Origin of the sequence: Bacillus sp. FSL R5-0523, from assembly GCF_037975295.1 — a bacterium.
Taxonomy (GTDB): domain Bacteria; phylum Bacillota; class Bacilli; order Bacillales; family Bacillaceae; genus Bacillus; species Bacillus subtilis.
In genome coordinates this window covers 211925-232128 of sequence record NZ_CP150251.1, presented here as the reverse complement: position 1 = coordinate 232128, position 20204 = coordinate 211925, and the positions used below count along the sequence as shown (strand labels likewise).

General features: G+C 41.2%; 22 protein-coding genes. 5 read left to right on the top strand and 17 right to left on the bottom strand.

Going from position 1 to position 20204, the window contains the following annotated elements:
- Positions 1-19: 19 nt before the first annotated feature.
- On the top strand, positions 20-901 hold the full coding sequence (locus NYE53_RS01300) for a glycerophosphodiester phosphodiesterase (protein WP_339246801.1): 882 nt from the start codon (positions 20-22) through the stop codon (positions 899-901).
- Between the two features lie 45 nt (positions 902-946).
- Here NYE53_RS01300 and NYE53_RS01295 read toward each other — a convergent pair whose 3' ends face one another.
- Positions 947-2566: an APC family permease gene (locus NYE53_RS01295; RefSeq protein WP_003246447.1), complete on the bottom strand. Its 1620-nt coding sequence runs from the start codon at positions 2564-2566 to the stop codon at positions 947-949.
- A gap of 268 nt (positions 2567-2834) precedes the next feature.
- On the opposite strand from NYE53_RS01295, the gene NYE53_RS01290 reads away from it, so the two are divergent.
- The gene (locus NYE53_RS01290) at positions 2835-3095 is read left to right on the top strand and encodes a hypothetical protein (protein ID WP_003234883.1); all 261 of its coding nucleotides are present in this window, start codon (positions 2835-2837) and stop codon (positions 3093-3095) included.
- Between the two features lie 40 nt (positions 3096-3135).
- Here the strand turns inward: NYE53_RS01290 and cypC are convergent, their stop codons facing one another.
- The gene (gene cypC, locus NYE53_RS01285) at positions 3136-4389 is read right to left on the bottom strand and encodes a fatty-acid peroxygenase (protein ID WP_339246799.1); all 1254 of its coding nucleotides are present in this window, start codon (positions 4387-4389) and stop codon (positions 3136-3138) included.
- A 172-nt stretch (positions 4390-4561) separates the two neighbouring features.
- Between cypC and blaOXA the strand changes: the two genes are divergently transcribed.
- The gene (gene blaOXA / locus NYE53_RS01280; RefSeq protein ID WP_256683172.1) at positions 4562-5365 is read left to right on the top strand and encodes a class D beta-lactamase; all 804 of its coding nucleotides are present in this window, start codon (positions 4562-4564) and stop codon (positions 5363-5365) included.
- 26 nt (positions 5366-5391) lie between these two features.
- Here blaOXA and NYE53_RS01275 read toward each other — a convergent pair whose 3' ends face one another.
- The 4 genes from NYE53_RS01275 to NYE53_RS01260 all read right to left on the bottom strand — a co-directional run bounded on the left by NYE53_RS01275 (position 5392) and on the right by NYE53_RS01260 (position 8850).
- Positions 5392-5583, bottom strand: coding sequence for a DUF5370 family protein (locus NYE53_RS01275; protein ID WP_003234886.1), 192 nt, complete (start codon positions 5581-5583; stop codon positions 5392-5394).
- 16 nt (positions 5584-5599) lie between these two features.
- Entirely contained in the window at positions 5600-5848 is a 249-nt protein-coding gene (gene csgA / locus NYE53_RS01270; protein ID WP_336154884.1) for a sigma-G-dependent sporulation-specific acid-soluble spore protein CsgA, read from the bottom strand.
- A gap of 111 nt (positions 5849-5959) precedes the next feature.
- Positions 5960-7348, bottom strand: coding sequence for an amino acid permease (locus tag NYE53_RS01265; protein WP_029726943.1), 1389 nt, complete (start codon positions 7346-7348; stop codon positions 5960-5962).
- Between the two features lie 317 nt (positions 7349-7665).
- On the bottom strand, positions 7666-8850 hold the full coding sequence (locus tag NYE53_RS01260) for a DUF4885 domain-containing protein (protein ID WP_336154881.1): 1185 nt from the start codon (positions 8848-8850) through the stop codon (positions 7666-7668).
- Between the two features lie 131 nt (positions 8851-8981).
- Between NYE53_RS01260 and NYE53_RS01255 the strand changes: the two genes are divergently transcribed.
- Positions 8982-9839, top strand: coding sequence for a hypothetical protein (locus NYE53_RS01255; protein WP_123374006.1), 858 nt, complete (start codon positions 8982-8984; stop codon positions 9837-9839).
- 85 nt (positions 9840-9924) lie between these two features.
- On the top strand, positions 9925-10695 hold the full coding sequence (locus tag NYE53_RS01250; RefSeq protein ID WP_077671182.1) for a protein kinase: 771 nt from the start codon (positions 9925-9927) through the stop codon (positions 10693-10695).
- On the opposite strand, the gene NYE53_RS01245 is transcribed toward NYE53_RS01250, so the two are convergent.
- The 11 genes from NYE53_RS01245 to skfA all read right to left on the bottom strand — a co-directional run bounded on the left by NYE53_RS01245 (position 10680) and on the right by skfA (position 19978).
- Complete coding sequence (locus NYE53_RS01245; RefSeq protein ID WP_339246795.1) at positions 10680-10943, bottom strand: hypothetical protein; 264 nt, start codon at positions 10941-10943, stop codon at positions 10680-10682. The genes NYE53_RS01250 and NYE53_RS01245 overlap by 16 nt on opposite strands.
- Positions 10944-11001: 58 nt before the next feature.
- Positions 11002-11988, bottom strand: a complete 987-nt coding sequence (gene ybdK, locus NYE53_RS01240) for a two-component system sensor histidine kinase YbdK (RefSeq protein WP_339246793.1) — start codon at positions 11986-11988, stop codon at positions 11002-11004.
- Positions 11985-12656 carry a two-component system response regulator YbdJ gene (gene ybdJ / locus NYE53_RS01235; RefSeq protein WP_015382624.1) on the bottom strand — a complete coding sequence of 224 codons (672 nt, stop codon included), beginning with the start codon at positions 12654-12656 and terminating at the stop codon, positions 11985-11987. The genes ybdK and ybdJ overlap by 4 nt, the downstream gene beginning before the upstream one ends.
- Before the next feature lies 1 nt (position 12657).
- Positions 12658-13635 (bottom strand): alpha/beta hydrolase, encoded by a 978-nt coding sequence (locus NYE53_RS01230; protein ID WP_339246791.1) that lies wholly within the window; start codon positions 13633-13635, stop codon positions 12658-12660.
- A gap of 248 nt (positions 13636-13883) precedes the next feature.
- Positions 13884-14309 (bottom strand): sporulation killing factor biosynthesis/export protein SkfH, encoded by a 426-nt coding sequence (gene skfH, locus NYE53_RS01225; RefSeq protein WP_339246788.1) that lies wholly within the window; start codon positions 14307-14309, stop codon positions 13884-13886.
- A gap of 4 nt (positions 14310-14313) precedes the next feature.
- A complete protein-coding gene (gene skfG / locus NYE53_RS01220) occupies positions 14314-14829 on the bottom strand; it encodes a sporulation killing factor biosynthesis/export protein SkfG (protein ID WP_339246785.1) in 516 nt (171 codons plus the stop codon).
- Positions 14830-14875: 46 nt separating this feature from the next.
- Positions 14876-16291: a sporulation killing factor system integral membrane protein gene (gene skfF / locus NYE53_RS01215; protein WP_339246782.1), complete on the bottom strand. Its 1416-nt coding sequence runs from the start codon at positions 16289-16291 to the stop codon at positions 14876-14878.
- Positions 16284-17006 carry a sporulation killing factor ABC transporter ATP-binding protein SkfE gene (skfE, locus tag NYE53_RS01210; protein WP_123374013.1) on the bottom strand — a complete coding sequence of 241 codons (723 nt, stop codon included), beginning with the start codon at positions 17004-17006 and terminating at the stop codon, positions 16284-16286. The genes skfF and skfE overlap by 8 nt, the downstream gene beginning before the upstream one ends.
- Positions 17007-17024: 18 nt before the next feature.
- Positions 17025-18515 carry a sporulation killing factor biosynthesis protein SkfC gene (skfC, locus tag NYE53_RS01205; RefSeq protein ID WP_123374014.1) on the bottom strand — a complete coding sequence of 497 codons (1491 nt, stop codon included), beginning with the start codon at positions 18513-18515 and terminating at the stop codon, positions 17025-17027.
- Complete coding sequence (gene skfB / locus NYE53_RS01200; protein WP_003234902.1) at positions 18512-19744, bottom strand: sporulation killing factor system radical SAM maturase; 1233 nt, start codon at positions 19742-19744, stop codon at positions 18512-18514. The genes skfC and skfB overlap by 4 nt, the downstream gene beginning before the upstream one ends.
- 66 nt (positions 19745-19810) lie before the next feature.
- Positions 19811-19978, bottom strand: a complete 168-nt coding sequence (gene skfA / locus NYE53_RS01195; RefSeq protein ID WP_009966416.1) for a sporulation killing factor — start codon at positions 19976-19978, stop codon at positions 19811-19813.
- Between the last annotated feature and the right edge of the window lie 226 nt (positions 19979-20204).

Sequence of the window (20204 nt, the reverse complement as noted above, 5' to 3'; positions counted from 1 at the left end):
TTAACAAGGAGGAGAAATCATGAAAAAAAATAGAATACTAGCCTTAGTTGTTCTGTCGCTGGGCTTACTCGCATTTATGACAACGCCAGTGTCGGCAGCGTCAAAAGGAAACCTGCTGTCACCTGACCGTATCCTGACCGTCGCGCACAGAGGGGCTTCTGGATATGTGCCTGAGCACACGATTCTGTCTTACGAAACCGCTCAGAAAATGAAAGCAGATTATATTGAATTGGATCTGCAAATGACAAAAGACGGGAAATTGATTGTCATGCATGACGAAAAACTGGACCGTACCACAAACGGAACGGGCTGGGTGAAAGACCATACGCTCGCAGACATTAAGAAGCTTGATGCCGGTTCTTGGTTTAATGAAGCCTATCCGGAAAAAGCAAAGCCGCAGTACGTCGGCCTTAAAGTTCCTACATTAGAAGAAGTATTAGACCGTTTCGGAAAGCACGCGAACTACTACATTGAAACAAAATCGCCTGACACCTACCCAGGTATGGAAGAAAAACTGATCGCTTCTTTGCAGAAACATAAATTACTGGGGAAGCATTCTAAGCCAGGCCAGGTGATCATTCAATCGTTCAGCAAAGAAAGTCTGGTAAAAGTCCATCAATTACAGCCAAACCTGCCGACCGTTCAATTGTTGGAAGCCAAACAAATGGCGTCAATGACAGATGCTGCCCTGGAAGAAATCAAAACATACGCTGTCGGTGCGGGCCCGGATTATAAAGCTTTAAATCGAGAAAACGTCCGTATGGTACGCAGCCACGGCCTCCTGCTTCACCCTTATACAGTCAATAATGAAGCTGATATGCATCGCCTGCTTGATTGGGGCGTAACAGGAGTGTTCACCAACTATCCTGATCTTTTCCACAAAGTAAAGAAGGGTTATTAAAAGCAAAAAACCTTGCGACAACTATCGCAAGGTTTTCTTCATATTTTATTCTTTTCCGGCAGCAGCTTCTGACTGTCCATTAAGCAGCTGAGAATTTATCTCTTTCGCATCCTTTAAGTATTCTGTCTGGTAGCCGCTCTTCAGCGCCCACACATAGAATACAAGTGATACCATCGCAATCAGAACCATATCCCAGCCATAATGAATGACATTCAGGCCGCCGAATTTATCACTGCCCAAATAAGAAATGACCATCATGGCCAGCAGATAAAACACCATCCAGACGCCGGCTTTAAAGTTCCGGCCAAACCCTTTCCATTTCGCCTTCGCCTGATAATAGAAATAAATCGGAAGACCGATCAGGATAATAAACAGAACCTGTCCTGTTAACGGCCAGCGCGCCCAATACAGCACCAGTGACGCAAAGATAAATCCAAGCGGCGCAATCACGTTTAAGCCTTTTAAACGAAGAGGCCTGTACAGGTCTTTCCCCGTCCGTCTCAATGTCATGACTGTGATCGGGCCGGTGATATAAGAAATTAACGTAGCAACGGAAATAATTTCCGCTAATACGCCCCACCCTCTGAACAGGAACAAAAAGATGAACGACACAATCAAGTTAAAGAACATTGCTTGTCGCGGAACGCCGTAAATCGGATGAAGCTTCCCGAATATACTCGGCATGTATTTGTTTTTTTCCATTCCGTAAATCATTCGGGACGTTGTCGCCGTATACGTAATCCCCGTTCCAGACGGTGATACAAATGCATCCGCATATAACACAATAACTAGCCAGTTAATATTCAGCGCAATCGCCAGATCAGCAAAAGGAGAATTAAAATTCAGATGGCTCCAGCCGTGAGCAATATCAGAAGGATTCACAGCTCCAATGAAGGCGATCTGCAGCAGGACATAAATCACTGTCGCAACGAAAAGAGAGCCAACAACCGCAATCGGGATTGATTTCCCCGGATTTTTTGCTTCACCCGCCATATTAATCGGGCTTTGGAAACCATTAAACGCAAAAACGATACCTGAAGTGGCAACCGCCGTCAGCACACTTGCCCAGCCATTCGGCGCAATGCTTTGACCGCCAGTAAAGTTTTCTCCGTGGAATCCGACAAACAGCAAAGCTCCAATCGTAAGACCCGGAATAATAATTTTAAAAATCGTAATTAATGAATTCGCTTTCGAAAATAGATTGACTGTCCAATAGTTCAGCAGAAAATAAATGAGAAGCAATACAGAGGCAAATGCTAGTCCTTCCCCAGTCAGCGTTCCATTCTTCACCAAACCGCTTGTCCATTTCGCCCATTCCCAAGGCCAAGAACTCATATATTGAACGGAGGCCACCGCTTCAACCGGAATGACGGACACAATCGCAATCCAGTTGGCCCAGCCCGCAATAAAACCGATAAACGAACCGTGTGAATATTGCGTATATTTTACCATTCCCCCCGCTTCAGGGAACATAGAACCTAGTTCACTATAAGAAAGAGCAATAAATAAAATGACGACCATTCCAATAACCCATGAAATAATAGCAGCTGGTCCTGCTATTTGAGCCGCACGCCAAGCCCCGAACAGCCAGCCTGAACCGATCATCGACCCGAGCCCGACCATCATGAGGGAAAACGTTCCCATTCTTCGATGTAATTGATTCATATCGTAAACACCTTTCATGTATGATGACATTCTCTTGCTAATTATATTATTATTCTGATTACTTTACTTTGTCAATATTTATCGAATTTTGACTGAAATCTATAATAAGTCAATGTATATTACCTTCCAATGCAGGAATGAAGTCACTAGTTTCTTCTTAAATGGAATTTACTGTTAATCCCAATGATAAAAACACAATAGGTTTAGCAATTTCCAAAACGGGAATGATACAGGAAACACTATTCTTAAAATAGAAAGGAGTATCACCATGAAACAAAAGCTGTTACTTTCAGGTCTCGCTGTTTCAACTGTCGGCATCACTTCTTATCTATTAAAAGACCCGTCAAATCGCCAAAAGGCAAGAGAATTCATTCACAGCATGAAGATGAAAATAACAAAACAGCCCGATATGGAAACGTTCCCAGTTGATAAAGCCGGCCACCCGGACCCGCAAGATATCGAGGATAACAAAATGGTATCAGAAGGCTCCATGTATCCCGTCCAATACTACGATGAAAAAAAGAAGTAATCAAAAAGCTCTCTTCGATAAAGGAAGAGAGCTTTTTAATTTAACTTTTTCGTCTGATTCCGCTCATTACGAAGCCGCTTTCAGGCAATGACGGCATTCTGGCGAGACTGTAATGCAGTGATTGTTCCGGAACATCGTATTCAATCTGATGGACGAGGAAATCCAGGCTCGCTTTCATGACTTCAATTGTAATGCCTTCCCCTGGACAGCGGTGGCCTTTTTCGGCGTGTCCCCCGCCTTGAGGAATCATATCAAACGGATTTTCTTCCCGCTCCGCAAATCGTTCCGGCCGGAATTCATCGGGATGATCCCATAGACGAGGGTCGTGGTTCGTTCCATATACATCAAGCAGCACCGATGTGCCCTTCTTAAACTCACAATTATTCCATACAAAATCTTTTTTGACAAGCGCCCCTAAAAACGGGCCGAACGGATAATATCTGCGGACCTCCTGCACAAACATTTCTCTTTCCCGGCTGTTTCCAGACCGCAGCCATTCCTTGTACTTCGGATGCTCATGAAGCGCCAAAGCTGAAAACACAAGAAAGTAAGAAATGGCGACAATAGGCCGGAGTACATTAATCAGCTCAATGGCTGCCATGCGGGAATCCAGCTGGCTTCCATCTTCTTGTGTGTGAAAAGCCATTTCATGCAGCGCTGTTCCGGGAGTCGTTTTCAGCAAGCCGGCACGAGCATCTTCAATCATGACTTCAATCCACTCTTCCGCACGCGGCCTTGCTCTTCTTCCCTTCCAATGCCGCGGTCCCACAGCACCGAACGCGTCGACCATGTCAATGAAGTCATCCGCTCTCTCTTTGACTTCCGTTTCCTTCAACGGAACACCTGCCCAATAGCACGCTACCCGGCACAGGATTTCTTTTGCTTCTTCAAATAACACAACCTCATCTGCCTTCTCCCATCTTGTGACTGCTGCTTTCCACTCCTCTGTCATCAACTCAGCCAAACGTTTTTGATGCGGCGGTGTCATCAATGACAGAAAAAGCATCTTCCGATGGATATGCGCGCTGCCATCCATTCCCTGAATCGCATTAACACCAAACAGCGATTTCTGCACCCGCTTAGGCAAAGCGTTCCGCCGCTGGAATCGATCCGTATCATAAAACACCTTCGCCGCCTCAGCGCCAGTCATGCAAATAAAGTTTTTTCCCAACAAACGGGCCTGAAACAGATCTGAATTGTAGCGCTCTGTTCTGTTTTTAATAAATAAATACCCTTCCTTCAGCAGTGTCAGACTGTTATCGAGACTTTTGTCATGTGGAATCTGCTCATTCATCCGCTTACCCTGCCTTCCTTTTTACCCTCTATTTTCACGTTATCTTCCGACTATAAACCCAGTAACAGTATTTGTTTGCAAATCCAAATTTAAGCGCTTTTTGATTATTTTTTAAAGGAAGAACAAACGAAAGAGAGAAAAGGTAGTTAATCAAAACGAAGGGGTGAACAAAATGAAAAAATGGATATATGTTGTGCTTGTGCTGAGTATTGCAGGGATCGGCGGCTTCTCCGTCCACGCAGCGTCATCTGCTCATGAAAAACACTTGAATGTCAGCAGAATGAATGTCGATGATGAATTCAAGGATACGGATGGAACCTTCATTCTTCACGATTTACAAAAGGATCAGACATTTGTCTATAACAGAAAACGGGCAAATCAAAGACAAACTCCGCAATCCACCTTTAAAGTCGTGAACGCTTTAATCGGTTTGCAGGTCAAAGCTGTAAGAGATGAATACGATGTTAAACGATGGGACGGGGTCAAGCGTGAATTCGAATCATGGAACCGCGACCATACGCTTGGCTCGGCCATGCGCGAATCCGCAATCTGGTATTATCAGGAATTAGCGAGAGATATCGGCGAGGAAAGGATGAAATCATGGCTTCATACACTATCTTACGGCAACGAGGATATCAGCGGGGGAATCGACCAGTTTTGGCTGCAAAGCTCGCTTACAATATCTCCGCTGGAACAAGAAACTTTTTTGGAGAAACTGGCTAAAGAGGAGCTTCCATTTGACAAGCCGGTAATGAAAACCGTCAAGCGCATGATGATTCAAGAGGAAGGCGATCATTACACGCTCTACGGGAAAACCGGAACCCGCCTGACTGATATGGGATTAGGATGGTTTGTCGGATTCATCAAAACAGAGCATGGCTCTTATGTCTTTGTCACCAATGTCGATGATTCCGGCACAAAAGCCAAAAACATCACCGTGGATATCCTGAAAAAGTATGGCCTGATCACATCCTAAATAAAAGAGCCCTGCACGGCAGGGCTCTAAATCTCATGCTCAAAACAGTAATGATTCACAAGCTCTTCAATCAAATCATGATCGGGATATTCCCCGTTAAATTCAAATTCGATTTCTTCCACAAACTCTCCTTGATGGTACACATGGATGGCTCCGTTTTGACGGACAACGCTAAACTCCGGCTGAAATGTATATCCGCTTCGTTCAATTGCTCCCATTTCTTACCCGCCTTTCTCAAAGCAGTAATTCATACACCTCGTTTAATTCCTTGGCCCGTTTTTGATCCTGTTCATTCTGGGCATACTTAATTTCTTTTTCTAATACATGGTTCAAAAAAGACATTTCATTACCATCTAAGTCTTTTACAAATTCCTCTTCATTTGCATAATGCTTCACCAGCATCTTCTTGCAAATACGCTGGCAGACTTCATTTTCTAGATGATTCGAAAGTGATTCGCGCAAATAACCGAGTGTAACATCCATTTCATGAACACCTTTCCTTCTGCTATCTTTACCCTATAGCTTGCTAAAATAGGGAAAATCCATACGCGAAAAATAAAAAAAGAGACATCCGTGAATGTCTCTTTTTTATCGTTATTCAGCTGCTTGTTCGCTTTTTGTCAAATTGGCCTGCGTGCGTTTGCCAATCCCAAACACATAATAACTAATGACCACAAGCGCTAAGAAAATCACGCCTACAATCAGGGAGATACGAGTATCATCGTTAAACCACATGCCAACCAGAACCATCAGCAAGAAAGCAATCGTCAAATAGTTTGTAAAAGGAGCAAACGGCATTTTGAATGGATGTTTATCTAATGCAGCACCCTTCACTTTTCTGAATCCGATATGGCTGATCAAAATGATAAACCAAGGAATCATCCCTGGGAGCACGCTTGCGCTGTATACATAGACAAAGATCTTCGGCGGCGCGATATAGTTCAGTACAACGCCGACAGCCAAACCGATCAGCACCGCAATTGTGCCATACAGCGGCACACCATTGCGTGAAATCTTCTTAAAGAATTTCGGTGCTTGTCCATTGACACCCAGTGTATACAGCATGCGGCCCGCGCTGAAAATACCGCTGTTACAGCCGGACATTGCAGCAGTAATCACGACAAAGTTAATAATGCCGGCCGCTGCCGTAATTCCAATTTTCGAGAACGTAGACACAAACGGACTTCCGAGTGAGTTGAGCTCATCCCAAGGATACACCGTCACGATCACAAAAATAGCACCAATGTAGAAAATCAAAATACGCCAGATAATACTTTGAATCGCATTTCTTAGCGTGTTTTGCGGGTCCTTCGCTTCACCCGCTGTAATCCCGATCAGCTCAACTCCTTGATAGGCTGCAATGACAAGAGACAGTGCAAAGAAGAAACCTGAGAAACCTCCTGCAAAGAAGCCCCCGTGAGACCACAGGTTCGACAAACCGATCGCATCTCCGCCGTTGCCAAAACCGAAGAAAATAATTCCGATTCCCGCAATAATCATCAAGATAATCGTCACGATTTTAATCATCGCAAACCAAAACTCAAATTCCCCAAACGACTTAACAGAAATTAAATTCGCCGCACCAAGAATCACCATTGCCACGATACCAGGTATCCAAGCAGGCAAATCCGGGAACCAATACTTCATATAAGAACCGACAGCGATAATTTCTGACATGCCGACGATAATCCACTGGAACCAGTTGCTCCATGCTGTTATATAACCTGCCATCGGATGAATATATTGATGGCCGAACGTCGCAAAAGAGCCTGTGCTCGGCTCGACATACAGCATTTCACCCATCGCACGCATAATAAAAAAGATAAAAATTCCGCATATTGCATAAGCCAGAAGGACAGATGGGCCAGTCCATGAAATCGTGCTGGCAGAACCCATAAACAAGCCAACACCGATTGTACCGCCCAAGGCGATCATCTGAATATGGCGCGCGCCCAGGCCCCTCTTTAATTCTTTATTTGCCACTCCTCTTCCTCCTCCTAACAAAATACTCATAAATGAGAAAACAGCAGACCTGCTTGCCTTCACATGAATCAGTGATAACAATCAGAAAATTCAAACTTAAAATTGTTATATAATCTCCTAAATTACTTATTTCATCATAATAAATTTCTCTGGAAAATACAATTGTTTTTTTCAGGTAAACACCTTTGTTCAGAGTTTTGAATCGTTCACTTCTTTTAAAATCTTTTATATAAAAATAATAAAATTGTTTGAATATTGAAATTAATACCTCCCTTAGATTCTCATAAAAAATAAGCTGTTCTACATGAACAGCTTACCTAATAATTCACACCCGTTTGACGCTTTAATGCTTCAAGCCACCCGGTATCTCCGGTCCCATAGCTCTTGCTTTGTCCCACATCTCTCAGAGATCCATTGCTGTAATCAATTGATAGGATGAAATCCGGAATGGCATTATACCCGGCTTCCGCGATTTTACTGAGCTCTGAACGATAGTAAGATATAGCATAAGAAGCCGTTTGTTTCTGCACTGGATCTTTTTCAAGCTCTTCCTTATATACATCCATTAAGTCACGTCCCTCAGGCGTGACGTACCGCCCATCAATCACTTCTAAATCCTTCAAATGGTAGCCTGTAACTTCATACATCTCACGAGCAGCCTGATACTTTTGATAGGCCTCTTCGGAAAATTGTGCTGAATCACTGCTTTGGCTTTTCATGATGTGCAAAAATAGTTCTTTGCTGTTGTCTCCAGATTGCAGCACTTGCTCAATTTGCTTGATCAGATCCTGATCGTCTGTCCCGCTTACCCGCACCTGATAGTCAATCGGTGTGATTGTAAACGTCAGCTCTGTCCCCTCTGGAATATGAATATGGTTTCGATTCAACAGCACTTGCAGCTGCTGGTTAACCTGTCCCCGCTGATACACCTTTTCATTCTCAGCTTCCACTTCCCCATGAAATGTGACATTCCGAAACGCAGCATCCTGAAGGTTATAGTTTTGCGCCTTCCCTTTGAATAACCATTCTGTTTCATTATCGTAAGCGGCCTGTCTTTCTGCAGCTGACAGATCACTTCTGAAATAAGGAGACTTTGAATTTTGGTACTTATCCTTAATATAGCCTAATGGATCAGACTTTGTTTTATTAATCGCATTCATCCTGCTGTATTTTTCATCTAGTATTTTGATTCTGATATCACTCTCAGATTCATAGGGGTTTTGGGATTGAATCACTGTTTCTTCCCCTGTGTCTGTCACTGTTCGATCATTCGCTGATTGATACACTTTGCTGAACGTCCCGCTGTTTCCCGACACGCTGGTTTTAGAATAATTGAACTGATTGATTCCCCTAGTTGAAGATTGTGTCTTAAGCCTGCTGTATGCCTTTTCCAGAACTGCCGCTGGATTTTCAGTCGCATTCTCCCGTTTGGCAGGCGCATTCTTGCTCAATATGTTCTGTGCCATCAGCTGAGTGCGGATAAATTGCCGATTCAGACGCATTAAATTCCCTCCCGAGTATTCTCTCTTATTCTTTTTTATCGGCAAAGATAATGTATATATTAACCTCAAAAAACATTTATTTACACCTAAATCGTTATTATGTATGATGGAAATAAAAGGAGGTTGTTTACATGGTGAAAAAATGGCTTATTCCATTCGCTGTTATGCTGTCTGTCTTATTCACCTTTACGTATTCGGCATCAGCTGTCGGAGTCACTGCTATCACAGGAAACAATTCATTTGATACCGCAATGCCGATCGGTTATTGGAAATATAAAAATATCGATACAACAATACTGGAAGCTGGTCAAGATGAAGCCTATTTCACTTTTACGGCTAATAAGGGAGAAAAAGTATACGTGAGGAGTACATACCAGAGCGCGTATACAGGGATGAAAATTGAAATTTATGATAAGAATAGAATACCTGTTTCTCAAGGGACAGAAGTCATTAACCCTAATACGTTTTCTTCTTTTATTTATGCAAATGCAGACGCCCAAAACACGACAGATACCTTTTATGTGAAAGTGTCACGAGGCACCTATACCGGAAACATGTATTTTACACTTTCAATTGAAGACCGAATCAAATCAGGCAGCGGAACATTCCAATTCAGCGGCGTTGCTGAAAATAAAGGAAATACAAGCCTTAGCCCCTCAGGTTCTGATTCCAGCGTGATCAAGGTTGATTTAACAAACCAATCCGGGATACCGCGTGATGCCATTGTAACCAGAGTTCAAACAACCGCCACTCAAACACCAAGCCAGGGAAATACACGCCACCTGATCATGACGAGCGAAAACAACGAATGGCGCCGTGCTCTTGTAAACAGCTCGACTTCAGGGTCTTATGATATCTCTTTGTCAGATCAACTCAGTGTGGCAAAGGTATGGAGTTTTAAATATAATACATTAGCGACAGCCAGATCGACGATGAGCAATGTTAAAGCAAAAATAGATTATGAATACGACGTAACAAAGCAGTTTTAACTTATACCGAGCCGGTTATCCGGCTCTTTTTTATTCTCCGTCTAGAAGGTAAACTATAGTCAGTACAACCAAGGGAAGTGCAGACATGGCATTAAAACTTCTAAAAAAACTGCTTTTTGACCGCCCTCTAAAGAACGGCGTTATCTTAAATCATCAATACAAAATCGAAGAGTGCCTCGGTATGGGAGGCTACGGTTTGGTTTATTTGTGCACCGATATCCTAACTCAAACACCTTATGTCTTAAAACAGCTTCGGCCGACAAAAGCCAAAAAGGAAAAAGAGAAAGTCCGATTCCAACAGGAAATAAAACTGCTCAAAAGCATTCACCACCCGCAAATTCCGGGCTTCATAGATGAGTTCATCATAGACGGACAGGCTTATTATGTCATGCAGTTCATTGAGGGAGAGAATATAGAAGAATTATTATTTTTTCGAAAACAGCCGTTCACAGAGCTTATGGCGTTACAACTGATTTCGCAGCTGCTTGAGATTATAGAATACCTGCATGATCGCCTTATCTTCCACAGCGACATCAGAACGCCTAATATCATCATCAATGACGGCAGGCTCTGCCTCATCGATTTCGGCCTTGCCAAACAATTGACTCTTGAAGAAATGGAGGAAATAAAGGTACGAAAACAGGATGACTTCTTCGATCTCGGAGAAACGCTATTATTCCTGCTGTACTCTCAATATAAAGGAAAAAAGAAGAAAAACGGCACTTGGCTGGAGGAATTAACACTGACAAAGGAAGTAACCTTGCTGCTGAAAAGATTATTGGGCATTGAGGAAGAGTATCAGCACACCGCTTCCATTCGCGAGGATCTAAACCGGGCCATTCAATCGGTCACATAAAAAAACCCTTGTCCCAAAAGCGGAACAAGAACTTTTTTTGGATTAACTGCTGCTGTAGCTCCGGCGTTTATAACGATGACTGCCGCCATAACGGTCGTAGTGTCTTCTTTTGCCTGAGCTGCTGCTGTAGCTGCGATAATGTCTGCGCCGGCTGCTGCTGTAATGCCGATGTCTGCGATATCGGTCACTAGAACTGCTTGAGAGGTACTTAATCGTTTTGATGATTTTTTTAAACATATGATGTTCACCCCATTTCTTTCTCCCTATTATATAAATTTTATAGGAGAAAGAAAAACATCAGCAGGGTCACTCTTTTGAAAACAAGAACCCCGTTCCGTTATCATTTGTATGCAGCTCATAAGTAATCGCAAGCAGCCTGCATGTATCCTCAATAATATTTAACCCAAGTCCCTCACTGCTCTCATTCCGATCAAATCCAATACCGTTATCACGAATAAAAACATTGCCATGTTCAATCGTGACTTCCATCTTTTCAGCTTTTGAATGCTTTAACGTATTTTGAAAAATATTATCAAACAGCCTTTGCATCCATAACGCGTTGCTCATCCATATCACATCTTGATCTGCCGGCTTATAGTGCAGCTCAATCCCACTCATACTGTATAAATAATCCCACTTTTTCACCGCTGTTTCTAATAGCTCGTTTAGACGCACTTCTTCATTTACAATATAAGAGCTTTCCAGCGTCTCAGCGGAATATAGATTGAATTCATTGGTTAATTCCGAGATATATTCGATTTGCTGATACAATGATTCGAATACAGCCTGACCATGACATTGGTCTTCCAAATAAAATAACTGCAGCCTGAGAGCCGTTAAAGGTGTATTAATGTCATGCCGCAGTTTTTGCAAAAGCTCCTTTTTGATTTCCTCCTGCTGTCTCAGCTCCAGTTCACGATATGTCGTCCGTTCAATTAACAAATTGACCGACTTGATCAGTTCCCCGATTTCATCAGCACGCTTCACTTCAATTTTATCGGGCACCCTTTGATCACTCGCCAAATGCCGAATGGTTTGATTTAATAGATTGATTTTATGCAAAAGAGAATGAATCGACTTTGAAAATAAAAAAGCTAACAATAAGAGTGATATCAAAAATACAACGATCATTGCCGGGTACGCAAACGACCTGTGAAAGGGCATACCATGATTCATCGGTTTAAACATGCTGTCATAAATCACCGACATCAAAACACTGACCGCCAGCAATAGCATCGGAACACTAATGACGGCCGTAAACAATAACAACTGATATTTTGTCTTGAGCTTCATTTCTTCACAACGGTATTCAGCCGATACCCTTCTCCATATATATTTTCAATCATCTCACCCGCTTGATCATTGATTTTAGCTCTGATTTTTTTAATATGCACATTGACAATATTCGGGTTTCTATCTTCGAGCTGCCATAGATATTCAAAGAAATGTTCCTTTGTCAGGATACTGTCTCTATTTTCATATAAATAAAAGAAAATTTTCCGCTCAATCGCAGTAAACAATACCTCATCATGCAGGCTTTCATTGAACACTTTTTTCGTTACCGCATCAATATACAAATGTTTGATTTGCGTAAAGGTGCCATAATGATGCTCAAGCATATTCCGCATTCTTAATAGCAGCTCTCTCGGATCAAAGGGCTTTACCATATAATCCTCGCCGATCTGCAAACCTTGAAGCTTGCTGTCCATATCATTACGGGCCGAAAGAAAAATAACCGGAATGCCCAGCCCCAGCTCTTTGATTTTTGCAGACATTTGATACCCGTCTTCACCCGGCAGCATCACATCCATAATGACCAAATCCACCTTCTGAATCACCGAAAGCACATCCGCTCCATCTGTTTTCCATATCACACGATATCCCTCACGCTGCAAAATCTTTTGCAGCAAATCACCAATCATCACATCGTCTTCAACGATTAAAATATGATAACCCTTCATCCTAGCGAACCTTTCTCATAAACTCCATGGAAAGTTTATATATTTGATCAGGCTGATATAAATAAATACTGTGTGTTCCCCTCAGTTCCTTTATATCGGCAGTATTGAATTGAGCCGCAAACGCTTCATAGTCTTTTCGGTTTTGTATAGCATACTTTGAATGTCTATTTTGGTCAGAGACCGCATCTAAAATCAAGACGGGAGTCTCCTTTGGTGCCGGCAGATTCACAGATTTGCTGCCGTTTTGGTAAGACTGTAAAAGCTCATGCTCCATATCTGCATTAAAAAATTGCTTAAAGTTAATGGCTTTATAGATTTCTTTTTCTTCATCAGTTAAAAACGACTGCCGAATCACCTCAGGATTATATACAGCGGAAGGCATAAACCGATGAAAACCAATCGAGGTTAACAGGTGGAACCCTCTCACTTTCAATCTGTCAACTCCGCTCAATTTATACGTGATGTACTGCTGGGGCAATCCAATATCCATCGCAATAATGGCCTTGATTTCCTTAGGATATTTCTGTGCCCAATACATCGCTTCAATCCCGGATATCGAATGAGGCATTAAAATATAAGGAGGCTTATTTCCGCTTTTCATAAGCGCTTTCCTCGTCTGTTCCAATACCGTATCAATATCTCTGTCATCGTGAGACACTTCACTGTATCCATAACCTGCCCGATCTACAACAGCAATCTTATTTTCTTTTGAAAACTTGCTGTACAGCCCCTTCATTTCATAAGCAGGCGCAGCAATCCCCGAACCGGACATAAACACAAACGTATCCTTCCCGCTTCCCTCTTGATACACATTCATCTTTTTACCGTCAACATCGACTACTGTGCCTTTACCTTTCAGCAGTGCCGCCTCCTTATTTAGCTGGAAATGGTGATAAATAAATACCGAGACGGATACAAGCAAAACCAAAGCAGCCAAGCTGACAAAAACAATTTTTAGGACTTTCCATAATGTTTTCATATGATGCTCCTTTCACTTGATACTGAAAGGATACAATATGAAAATAAATTTCTGATTAACTTTGGCACAGTTTTATTTTCACATTTGACTTTGCCCTTACGGAAAGGTGTACATTTGGAGCATAGCAGAACATTTGATGAATTTACCTACTAATAAAAAAATATTTCATTAAAAAACCTTCCTGCTTATAGGAAGGACCGTTTCATCATAATATTCATCCGTTTGTCGCACATACAAGACGGAAAATTTCACAAGCCTGCAATTTTTTTTAACATCTTATCCCAACCAACATCTCCCATCGTTTTAGTAATGATCTGACCGTATTGACTTAATAGACAAAAGCTGGGGATGCCTTGTACGTGACAAGTTGTGACGATTTCATAGTTTTGGTCTAATACAATCGGAATAGCTAGTCCCCTATCAAGAGCATACGTCAAGACAACCTCCATAGATTTCTCTTCTTCTATATAAGGGACATGTACTCCGATTACTTTCACATTCATATCCTTTATATCTTGAAGGACTTTGTCTGTTAATTGGTGACAGTGTGGACAGCTCATTGACCAAAAATAAAGAAGAAGATATGTGTCACTTGGAAATGTAAAATCATTATGTGATTGATTCAACCATGGTAAATGACTTGGCCATTCAGTCAACATTTGTTCATCTTTCATCCTTTCAGTCCTCCTTATCTTTCAGCTGAAAAGCAATCAGCTTTCCTAATGCCTCTTCAGCCGCAAACGGAGCAACTATTCCTGAAGGATGTTCTTGCTCGTATTTTAGACATTTATACATCTTAGGTTCAATGCAAGACGGATCAATCCATGCAATACACCAGGATGCCCAAAAGCACGATTGCCCTTCACTTTCTTGAGCGATTTTGATGACAAAGGGCAGACTGGGCTTCCCGATTCTCATTAGTGAAATCGCCGCTGCCATTCTTGTATCTTCGGCATGACTTTTTAATAAACATGATAGCTCCTCCGCTGCTTCACTCGCGTCTTCTCCAAACTCACCTAAAACAGCTGCAGCAATATTACACAAAGAGCCTTCCTCTTTTAAGGCCTCAACCAAAACTGGTATTGCATCTTTTCCCGATTTCTTTAGCTCACCTATCGCTTGAACAATTGTGATCTCATTTGTGTTCGCTAAATTCTGAACAGATAACGACAATTTATCACCATTTGAATTCATAAAAGAGCCCCTCTCCTCGTTTTAAAACAATAACTCTATATAACCACTATCTGAAACGATAAAACAGGCACCAACTTAGGCTCCCTATACAGACAACCACCACTAATGTATACCAGTCAGCAGTCAATAAATGAATGACATACAAACAAATGCCGCTCAGGCCTAATGCCATAAAAAATGACTTATAGTATTGAGGCAATGAAAGCTTAATATCGTTTCGGTTTGTATGGGTAAAAGCAAAAAGCCTTATTGTCATGAACCATATATATATCCCTAAGCCATATATATACCAATAAACTAAATTCCCAACTGCCATAAAAGTAATAGAGACACAGTAAAGAATATACAACCAGACTGTATTCGTCAGCTCTAGAATAATGATTTTTTTCCAAAGGGCACCGGGGAATAAATGAAGGGTGCCTGATTGAGAATGTCTGACAATTCCTGAATAATAGGAACTTAACATGACTGCCGAGACGATAAGAAAGAAAAGAAGATAAAACCATTCTGGATACATGAAAATGACGAAATAAAAGACGCCACTGAGCATGACCGTATGAATGCTATGAAAAAATAAATATTTTTTAAAAAGCAACAGTTCCAACCACAGAAAAGACCAAATGCCATTTAAACCTTGCAAGCCCCACCAAGTCGTTTTTGGTTTCTGTATAATTTGACCTGAACCAAATTGACGTTCTTGAAATTCCTCCCAGAATTCAGCTTCTTTCACCAACGATTCCTTCATTTCTACCTGACGGCTCGTAAAAGCAATTGTCATAAAAGAGACTGCGATAATCCCAATAAATACAACCACATACAACGGTGACAATGTATCAAACACTAATCCAACGCCACTAATAAAACGGGCAATGCTCTCCCATATCCCAGATGAATGTTGGAGAAAGAAGAAGCGATAAAGACATATGGAGTAAATGCCTAACATTAGAAGAAAGACTAAAACGTATACCCTTTTCATTTTCTTCACTGTTCTGGCACAAGAGACCGACATCAACCACACTTCAGCGATAAAAAAGAGCCCTACAAAAATTATGGATCGGCCTAATAAATTGATATGATCACTAGACAGAAGCACAATTAATACATCACCGAATATGGCTGAGATGATCCAAAGCAACACCTTCCAAGTGACGCTGAAAAATAAAACACTATACACAACTTTTGAAAAAGATGTGGCAGTGCCATAAAGCCATATAATATCTGCCATTTGACTTGGTAATCGATTTGAAAAAAGTCCAAATGCCGTATAAAGGATAAAAACACCTGTAAGTACCCAACCAGCAATACTCATATCCCATGTCGTAGATCTAGAAACAAAACTTACTTGAAATCCGATGGCCCCAACAAAAAGGAGCATGATCAAAAAAGGCATTTTTTTTTCCTGACCTTGACTGACAAAACGCCTTTTTGACTGAAGCCATAAAAAAGAAATGATATTATTCATCTGACCATTCCCCCAGAAGACGAATCACTTCTTTTCTCCATTCCGCTTGTTCTTCTTCGAATTCAGGAACATACAAATCCTGCATGAGTTTGCCGTCTCTAATTAATATCACCCTGTCTGCTGTCTCTAAAACAAACTCTAGACTATGAGTTGATACAAATGCTGAACACCCCTGATCGGTTTTAGTTTTTAACCAGTTAGAGAGCCACTGTTTTGATGGGATATCAAGGCCCACAGTCGGTTCGTCTAATATATACAGCAAAGCGTCTTGAACAATCGCCCCCGCCAGGACAACCCGCTGCTTTTGGCCTCTTGACAGCTGACCACACAATTGGTTTGCTTTCTCCTCCAAGTGCACTTCCTTCAATGCATGATAAACCCTTTCTTTTACATCTTTTTTACCTGGATGATATCCTCTTGCCCTAAACTGAATATGTTCAGCAGCGGTTAAAGCGGGATACAGATATGGCTGATCAGGAATAAGCGCGACTTTTTTTTGAACATTTATATGTCCTGGAGGAGAACCCTCAATGAGGATATCTCCTTTATCCGGCTTATAGAGACCTGTCAAACACCGAATTGTCGTTGTTTTCCCAGCTCCATTTGGCCCCAATAGCGCCACGATTTCTCCTCGTTGAATTGAGAAAGACAAATGTTCTACCCCATCACCATTTCGATAGTATTTGCTTAAATTTTGCACTTGCATCAATTGCATCAAATCTTCTCCTAATCATTAGAGTGAAGTATGCTTTGGCTGATCATGATGCATATGTTTCTGAAGCTTGAACTGCCACAGCGGCATACAGACGAGTACTAAATTATGAATGAAATGAGCTACTAATACACAAATAAAACCAAATTTGATGAAGAGAACTCCCAGAAAGCAACCGAATATAAATAGATGCAGCCAACGTATCCACCTTGGGTCATATCCAGTTACTTGGTGCATCACCGCCCATAAAAAGGAAGATACAATAATGGAGATGAGGATATTTCCACTCATCCACCAAATGACTGGAATCATTAATAGCCGATAGATGACCTCTTCTCCAATTGAACTTTGTATGCTCATATTCAATCCTTGCCTAAAGGTAAAACCTGATAGAAAGACAGTTCGGTTAGAAAGCTCAGGTGAAATTCGTAAATATTGCTTTTTCTCCAATAAGTTAAACAGCAGAGAAGTCACTCCTAAACTAATGAGCCCTGCTCCTATTCCATAGAAAATCTGAACTATTGGTTGTTCAAACGTTTTCCATCCAAAATCACCAGAAAGCGCATTTCCTGCCAATGAACATATAAATACTACAAATCCTGTTAATAATCCTGTAAGAAGTGTAGACAAAATACCTAATAAACTGACAGTTTTGACACTCATTCTTGCATCATAAGCATTTACAATTGTTAATTGAATATCTTCTTTCAGCGTCAATGACTGGCATATTATAATCAACAAACCCAGAACAAGACTGAAGATTATGCTTGTTTGCACATCCATAAATACAAGGATGAGAATCGCAAGGATCATCGCTAAAGCTGAACCCAGCATACCAGATACTCCGAATGTCGATTCCACTTGTTCATCTCGAATGACTTTACTCATTTGATCTGTTAGTATTTCTTGCTCAGTACCAATATAAGAAATTCGGCCGCCCTGTAATTCAACAGTCACCTTGAGCCGAATATCTCCCGCTTCCGCTATGTACCAATAAGTACTGACCTCGCGAAAATCCTCCTCTTTTTTACCAGTACCAGTCATATTTGCTCTAGACCAAAGTCCATCAGGTGAAGCCATTAACCTCTGCTTGAGTGTCTCTGGAGAAACTTGTTCGAACTTCCCCGAAAGGGACTTTTTCGGAACGTCCGCATAAAAAAAAGTGATTTCTCGATTGGCATTGACACCAACTACAAATGATTGATTCTTGTGAACGAAACGGACTCTCCATGATTCGACCAACCCAACATCATATAAAACCTTTCTATTTTTCTTAAGTATGCCTAAATGATGAAGTTTATTTACTGTATCGTGGTCATACCAATATACCGAATAAAAATCCCAGTTCTCTACATCTATCCCAACAAACTCTTTTATAAATTGAATGCTTATTTCTTTTGCCTCATCTTTGCTTAAGAGTAGTGAAGCAATTGTTGGGGGTTTGAATTTAATAAATAACAGTAATCCAACAACTGCTAAAATACTCCAGAACACCAATGATAGACTATTCATTCCTGAATCCCTGCCTTGACTTCTTTTTGAAAAGGCAAGTCCGGTTCAGATAGCTCAATTTTCCCTATACATTTGCAATTTTTAGCTTCACATTTTAACTGAAGCAAACGAGCAGGTGAACCAATGTCAGCCATGCTATCTTCTAAAATATGCCCTAGCGGCAAATCTTCTAATTGGCAAGGAGTTACGTATCCATCTGCTCTTATATACCAAGCAAGATATCCTGGTGTACAAAAATCTGTTGTGAACGAACTCTCTTCGTGCTCCCAATCAATTATGTTCAGGCGATCTCCCCATTTATGACGTGCTTCCCTAAGCTGTATTTGAACCATTTCTTCAAAATCAATATCCAAAGCCTTAAAGCCTTCTGTCGCACGTCCAACAGATAACGTTTTTCCTGCACGAAAGATAAAAGCACCCGCATTGGCACATTGCTCCACCACATCTGATACTTCATCAGCATTGGACTCATTAATGGTCATAGCGACAATCACTGGAATGTTTGCTTCTGATAATTTTTTAATGGTATTCATACTTTCTTTAAAGCCGCCTTTTCTGCCTCTTAATTGGTCATGTGTATTATCCATACCATCAATACTAATCTGTACAGAAACATTGCCTAAGTGACTAAGTAATTCAACTTCTTCATCTCGCCAGTTCAATCCATTACTAAATACATTCACATTGGTAAACAACGAACTTGCAACAACGACTAATTCTTTAAACCCTTTGATCAGCTTTGCTTCACCCCCGGTCAGCGTAATATCAGCAACTCCATGGGCTGCTAGCTTTTGCATAACCAATATCCATTGTTCACTAGATAATTCCTCAGGATATGGTTTACCTGAGCTGGCATAGCAAAACGAACAGCTTAAATTACAAGCATTTGTCAACTGCAAGGTACAACTAATAGGTAAATATGAATCTAGCGAACCCGAAACGTGTAAAGGCTGATCTAACAGCCCTTCCGTCCAAGCCTCCGTAAATGGATGGGCACTAAGCTCTTCTTTTAATTGGTCAGCACTCATCTCTTCTTTTTTCATAATCTCCCAAATACGTGCCGTTTTATGAAGGTTTTTGTTTTTTGATAACAGAAACGCCAACTGTGCTCCACGTCCACTGAGTCTGAAATAAAACATACTTTTTCTATCAATCATTACAGCACCATGAGGCTGTAAATGAACCGCTAACTCTGGCAAATCAAAATCTTTAACACGATCATATGACATATAAAATCCCCCTTAAGAGAAAATAAGGAGTATAAGCAAATACGCTCAACTCCCTATTCTCAAATGTTAAATAGCTCTCATAGCAGGATGCGGAAGTGCACAAACACGTGTCATAGCAATACTCTTCGAGGCCCAACAGCCCATACAGCCAGCAGCTTTCACAATCGAAGTACCTCCCGGCTTCATAAGTCCTTTTTTACTCACAGATTCCCATTCTTTTTGGTTTCTTTTCATAAGAAAACCTCCTCTCAATTTTTGCATAGAGTCTATTGACATAGCTCCCATGCGATACGATAATACCAGATTGCAATTGTCGAAGTAAGGGGGATTTTGTATATTATCCTAAAAAATACATTAATTAGTATAAATAGAATATTTTAACCCTTTGAAAATAGAAAAGCTGACAAGCTATCCTCTCGAGAATAATAGGAGCTCACCCCTAATTTTCCACTTATGTTTT

Excerpts from the sequence above, each read along its gene's own strand:
- skfB (WP_003234902.1), bottom strand. The coding sequence starts at position 19,744 with ATGTCATATGATCGTGTTAAAGATTTTGATTTGCCAGAGTTAGCGGTT.
- cypC (WP_339246799.1), bottom strand. The coding sequence starts at position 4,389 with ATGAATGAGCAGATTCCACATGACAAAAGTCTCGATAACAGTCTGACA.
- csgA (WP_336154884.1), bottom strand. The coding sequence starts at position 5,848 with ATGGATGTTACACTCGGTTATTTGCGCGAATCACTTTCGAATCATCTA.
- NYE53_RS01290 (WP_003234883.1), top strand. The coding sequence starts at position 2,835 with ATGAAACAAAAGCTGTTACTTTCAGGTCTCGCTGTTTCAACTGTCGGC.
- NYE53_RS01230 (WP_339246791.1), bottom strand. The coding sequence starts at position 13,635 with ATGAAAACATTATGGAAAGTCCTAAAAATTGTTTTTGTCAGCTTGGCT.
- NYE53_RS01300 (WP_339246801.1), top strand. The coding sequence starts at position 20 with ATGAAAAAAAATAGAATACTAGCCTTAGTTGTTCTGTCGCTGGGCTTA.
- skfG (WP_339246785.1), bottom strand. The coding sequence starts at position 14,829 with ATGAATTCAAATGGTGATAAATTGTCGTTATCTGTTCAGAATTTAGCG.
- NYE53_RS01260 (WP_336154881.1), bottom strand. The coding sequence starts at position 8,850 with ATGCGTCTGAATCGGCAATTTATCCGCACTCAGCTGATGGCACAGAAC.
- skfC (WP_123374014.1), bottom strand. The coding sequence starts at position 18,515 with ATGAATAGTCTATCATTGGTGTTCTGGAGTATTTTAGCAGTTGTTGGA.
- ybdK (WP_339246793.1), bottom strand. The coding sequence starts at position 11,988 with ATGAAGCTCAAGACAAAATATCAGTTGTTATTGTTTACGGCCGTCATT.
- skfE (WP_123374013.1), bottom strand. The coding sequence starts at position 17,006 with ATGCAATTGATGCAAGTGCAAAATTTAAGCAAATACTATCGAAATGGT.
- ybdJ (WP_015382624.1), bottom strand. The coding sequence starts at position 12,656 with ATGAAGGGTTATCATATTTTAATCGTTGAAGACGATGTGATGATTGGT.
- NYE53_RS01275 (WP_003234886.1), bottom strand. The coding sequence starts at position 5,583 with ATGGGAGCAATTGAACGAAGCGGATATACATTTCAGCCGGAGTTTAGC.
- NYE53_RS01250 (WP_077671182.1), top strand. The coding sequence starts at position 9,925 with ATGGCATTAAAACTTCTAAAAAAACTGCTTTTTGACCGCCCTCTAAAG.
- skfA (WP_009966416.1), bottom strand. The coding sequence starts at position 19,978 with ATGAAAAGAAACCAAAAAGAATGGGAATCTGTGAGTAAAAAAGGACTT.
- NYE53_RS01255 (WP_123374006.1), top strand. The coding sequence starts at position 8,982 with ATGGTGAAAAAATGGCTTATTCCATTCGCTGTTATGCTGTCTGTCTTA.
- blaOXA (WP_256683172.1), top strand. The coding sequence starts at position 4,562 with ATGAAAAAATGGATATATGTTGTGCTTGTGCTGAGTATTGCAGGGATC.
- NYE53_RS01295 (WP_003246447.1), bottom strand. The coding sequence starts at position 2,566 with ATGAATCAATTACATCGAAGAATGGGAACGTTTTCCCTCATGATGGTC.
- skfF (WP_339246782.1), bottom strand. The coding sequence starts at position 16,291 with ATGAATAATATCATTTCTTTTTTATGGCTTCAGTCAAAAAGGCGTTTT.
- skfH (WP_339246788.1), bottom strand. The coding sequence starts at position 14,309 with ATGAAAGATGAACAAATGTTGACTGAATGGCCAAGTCATTTACCATGG.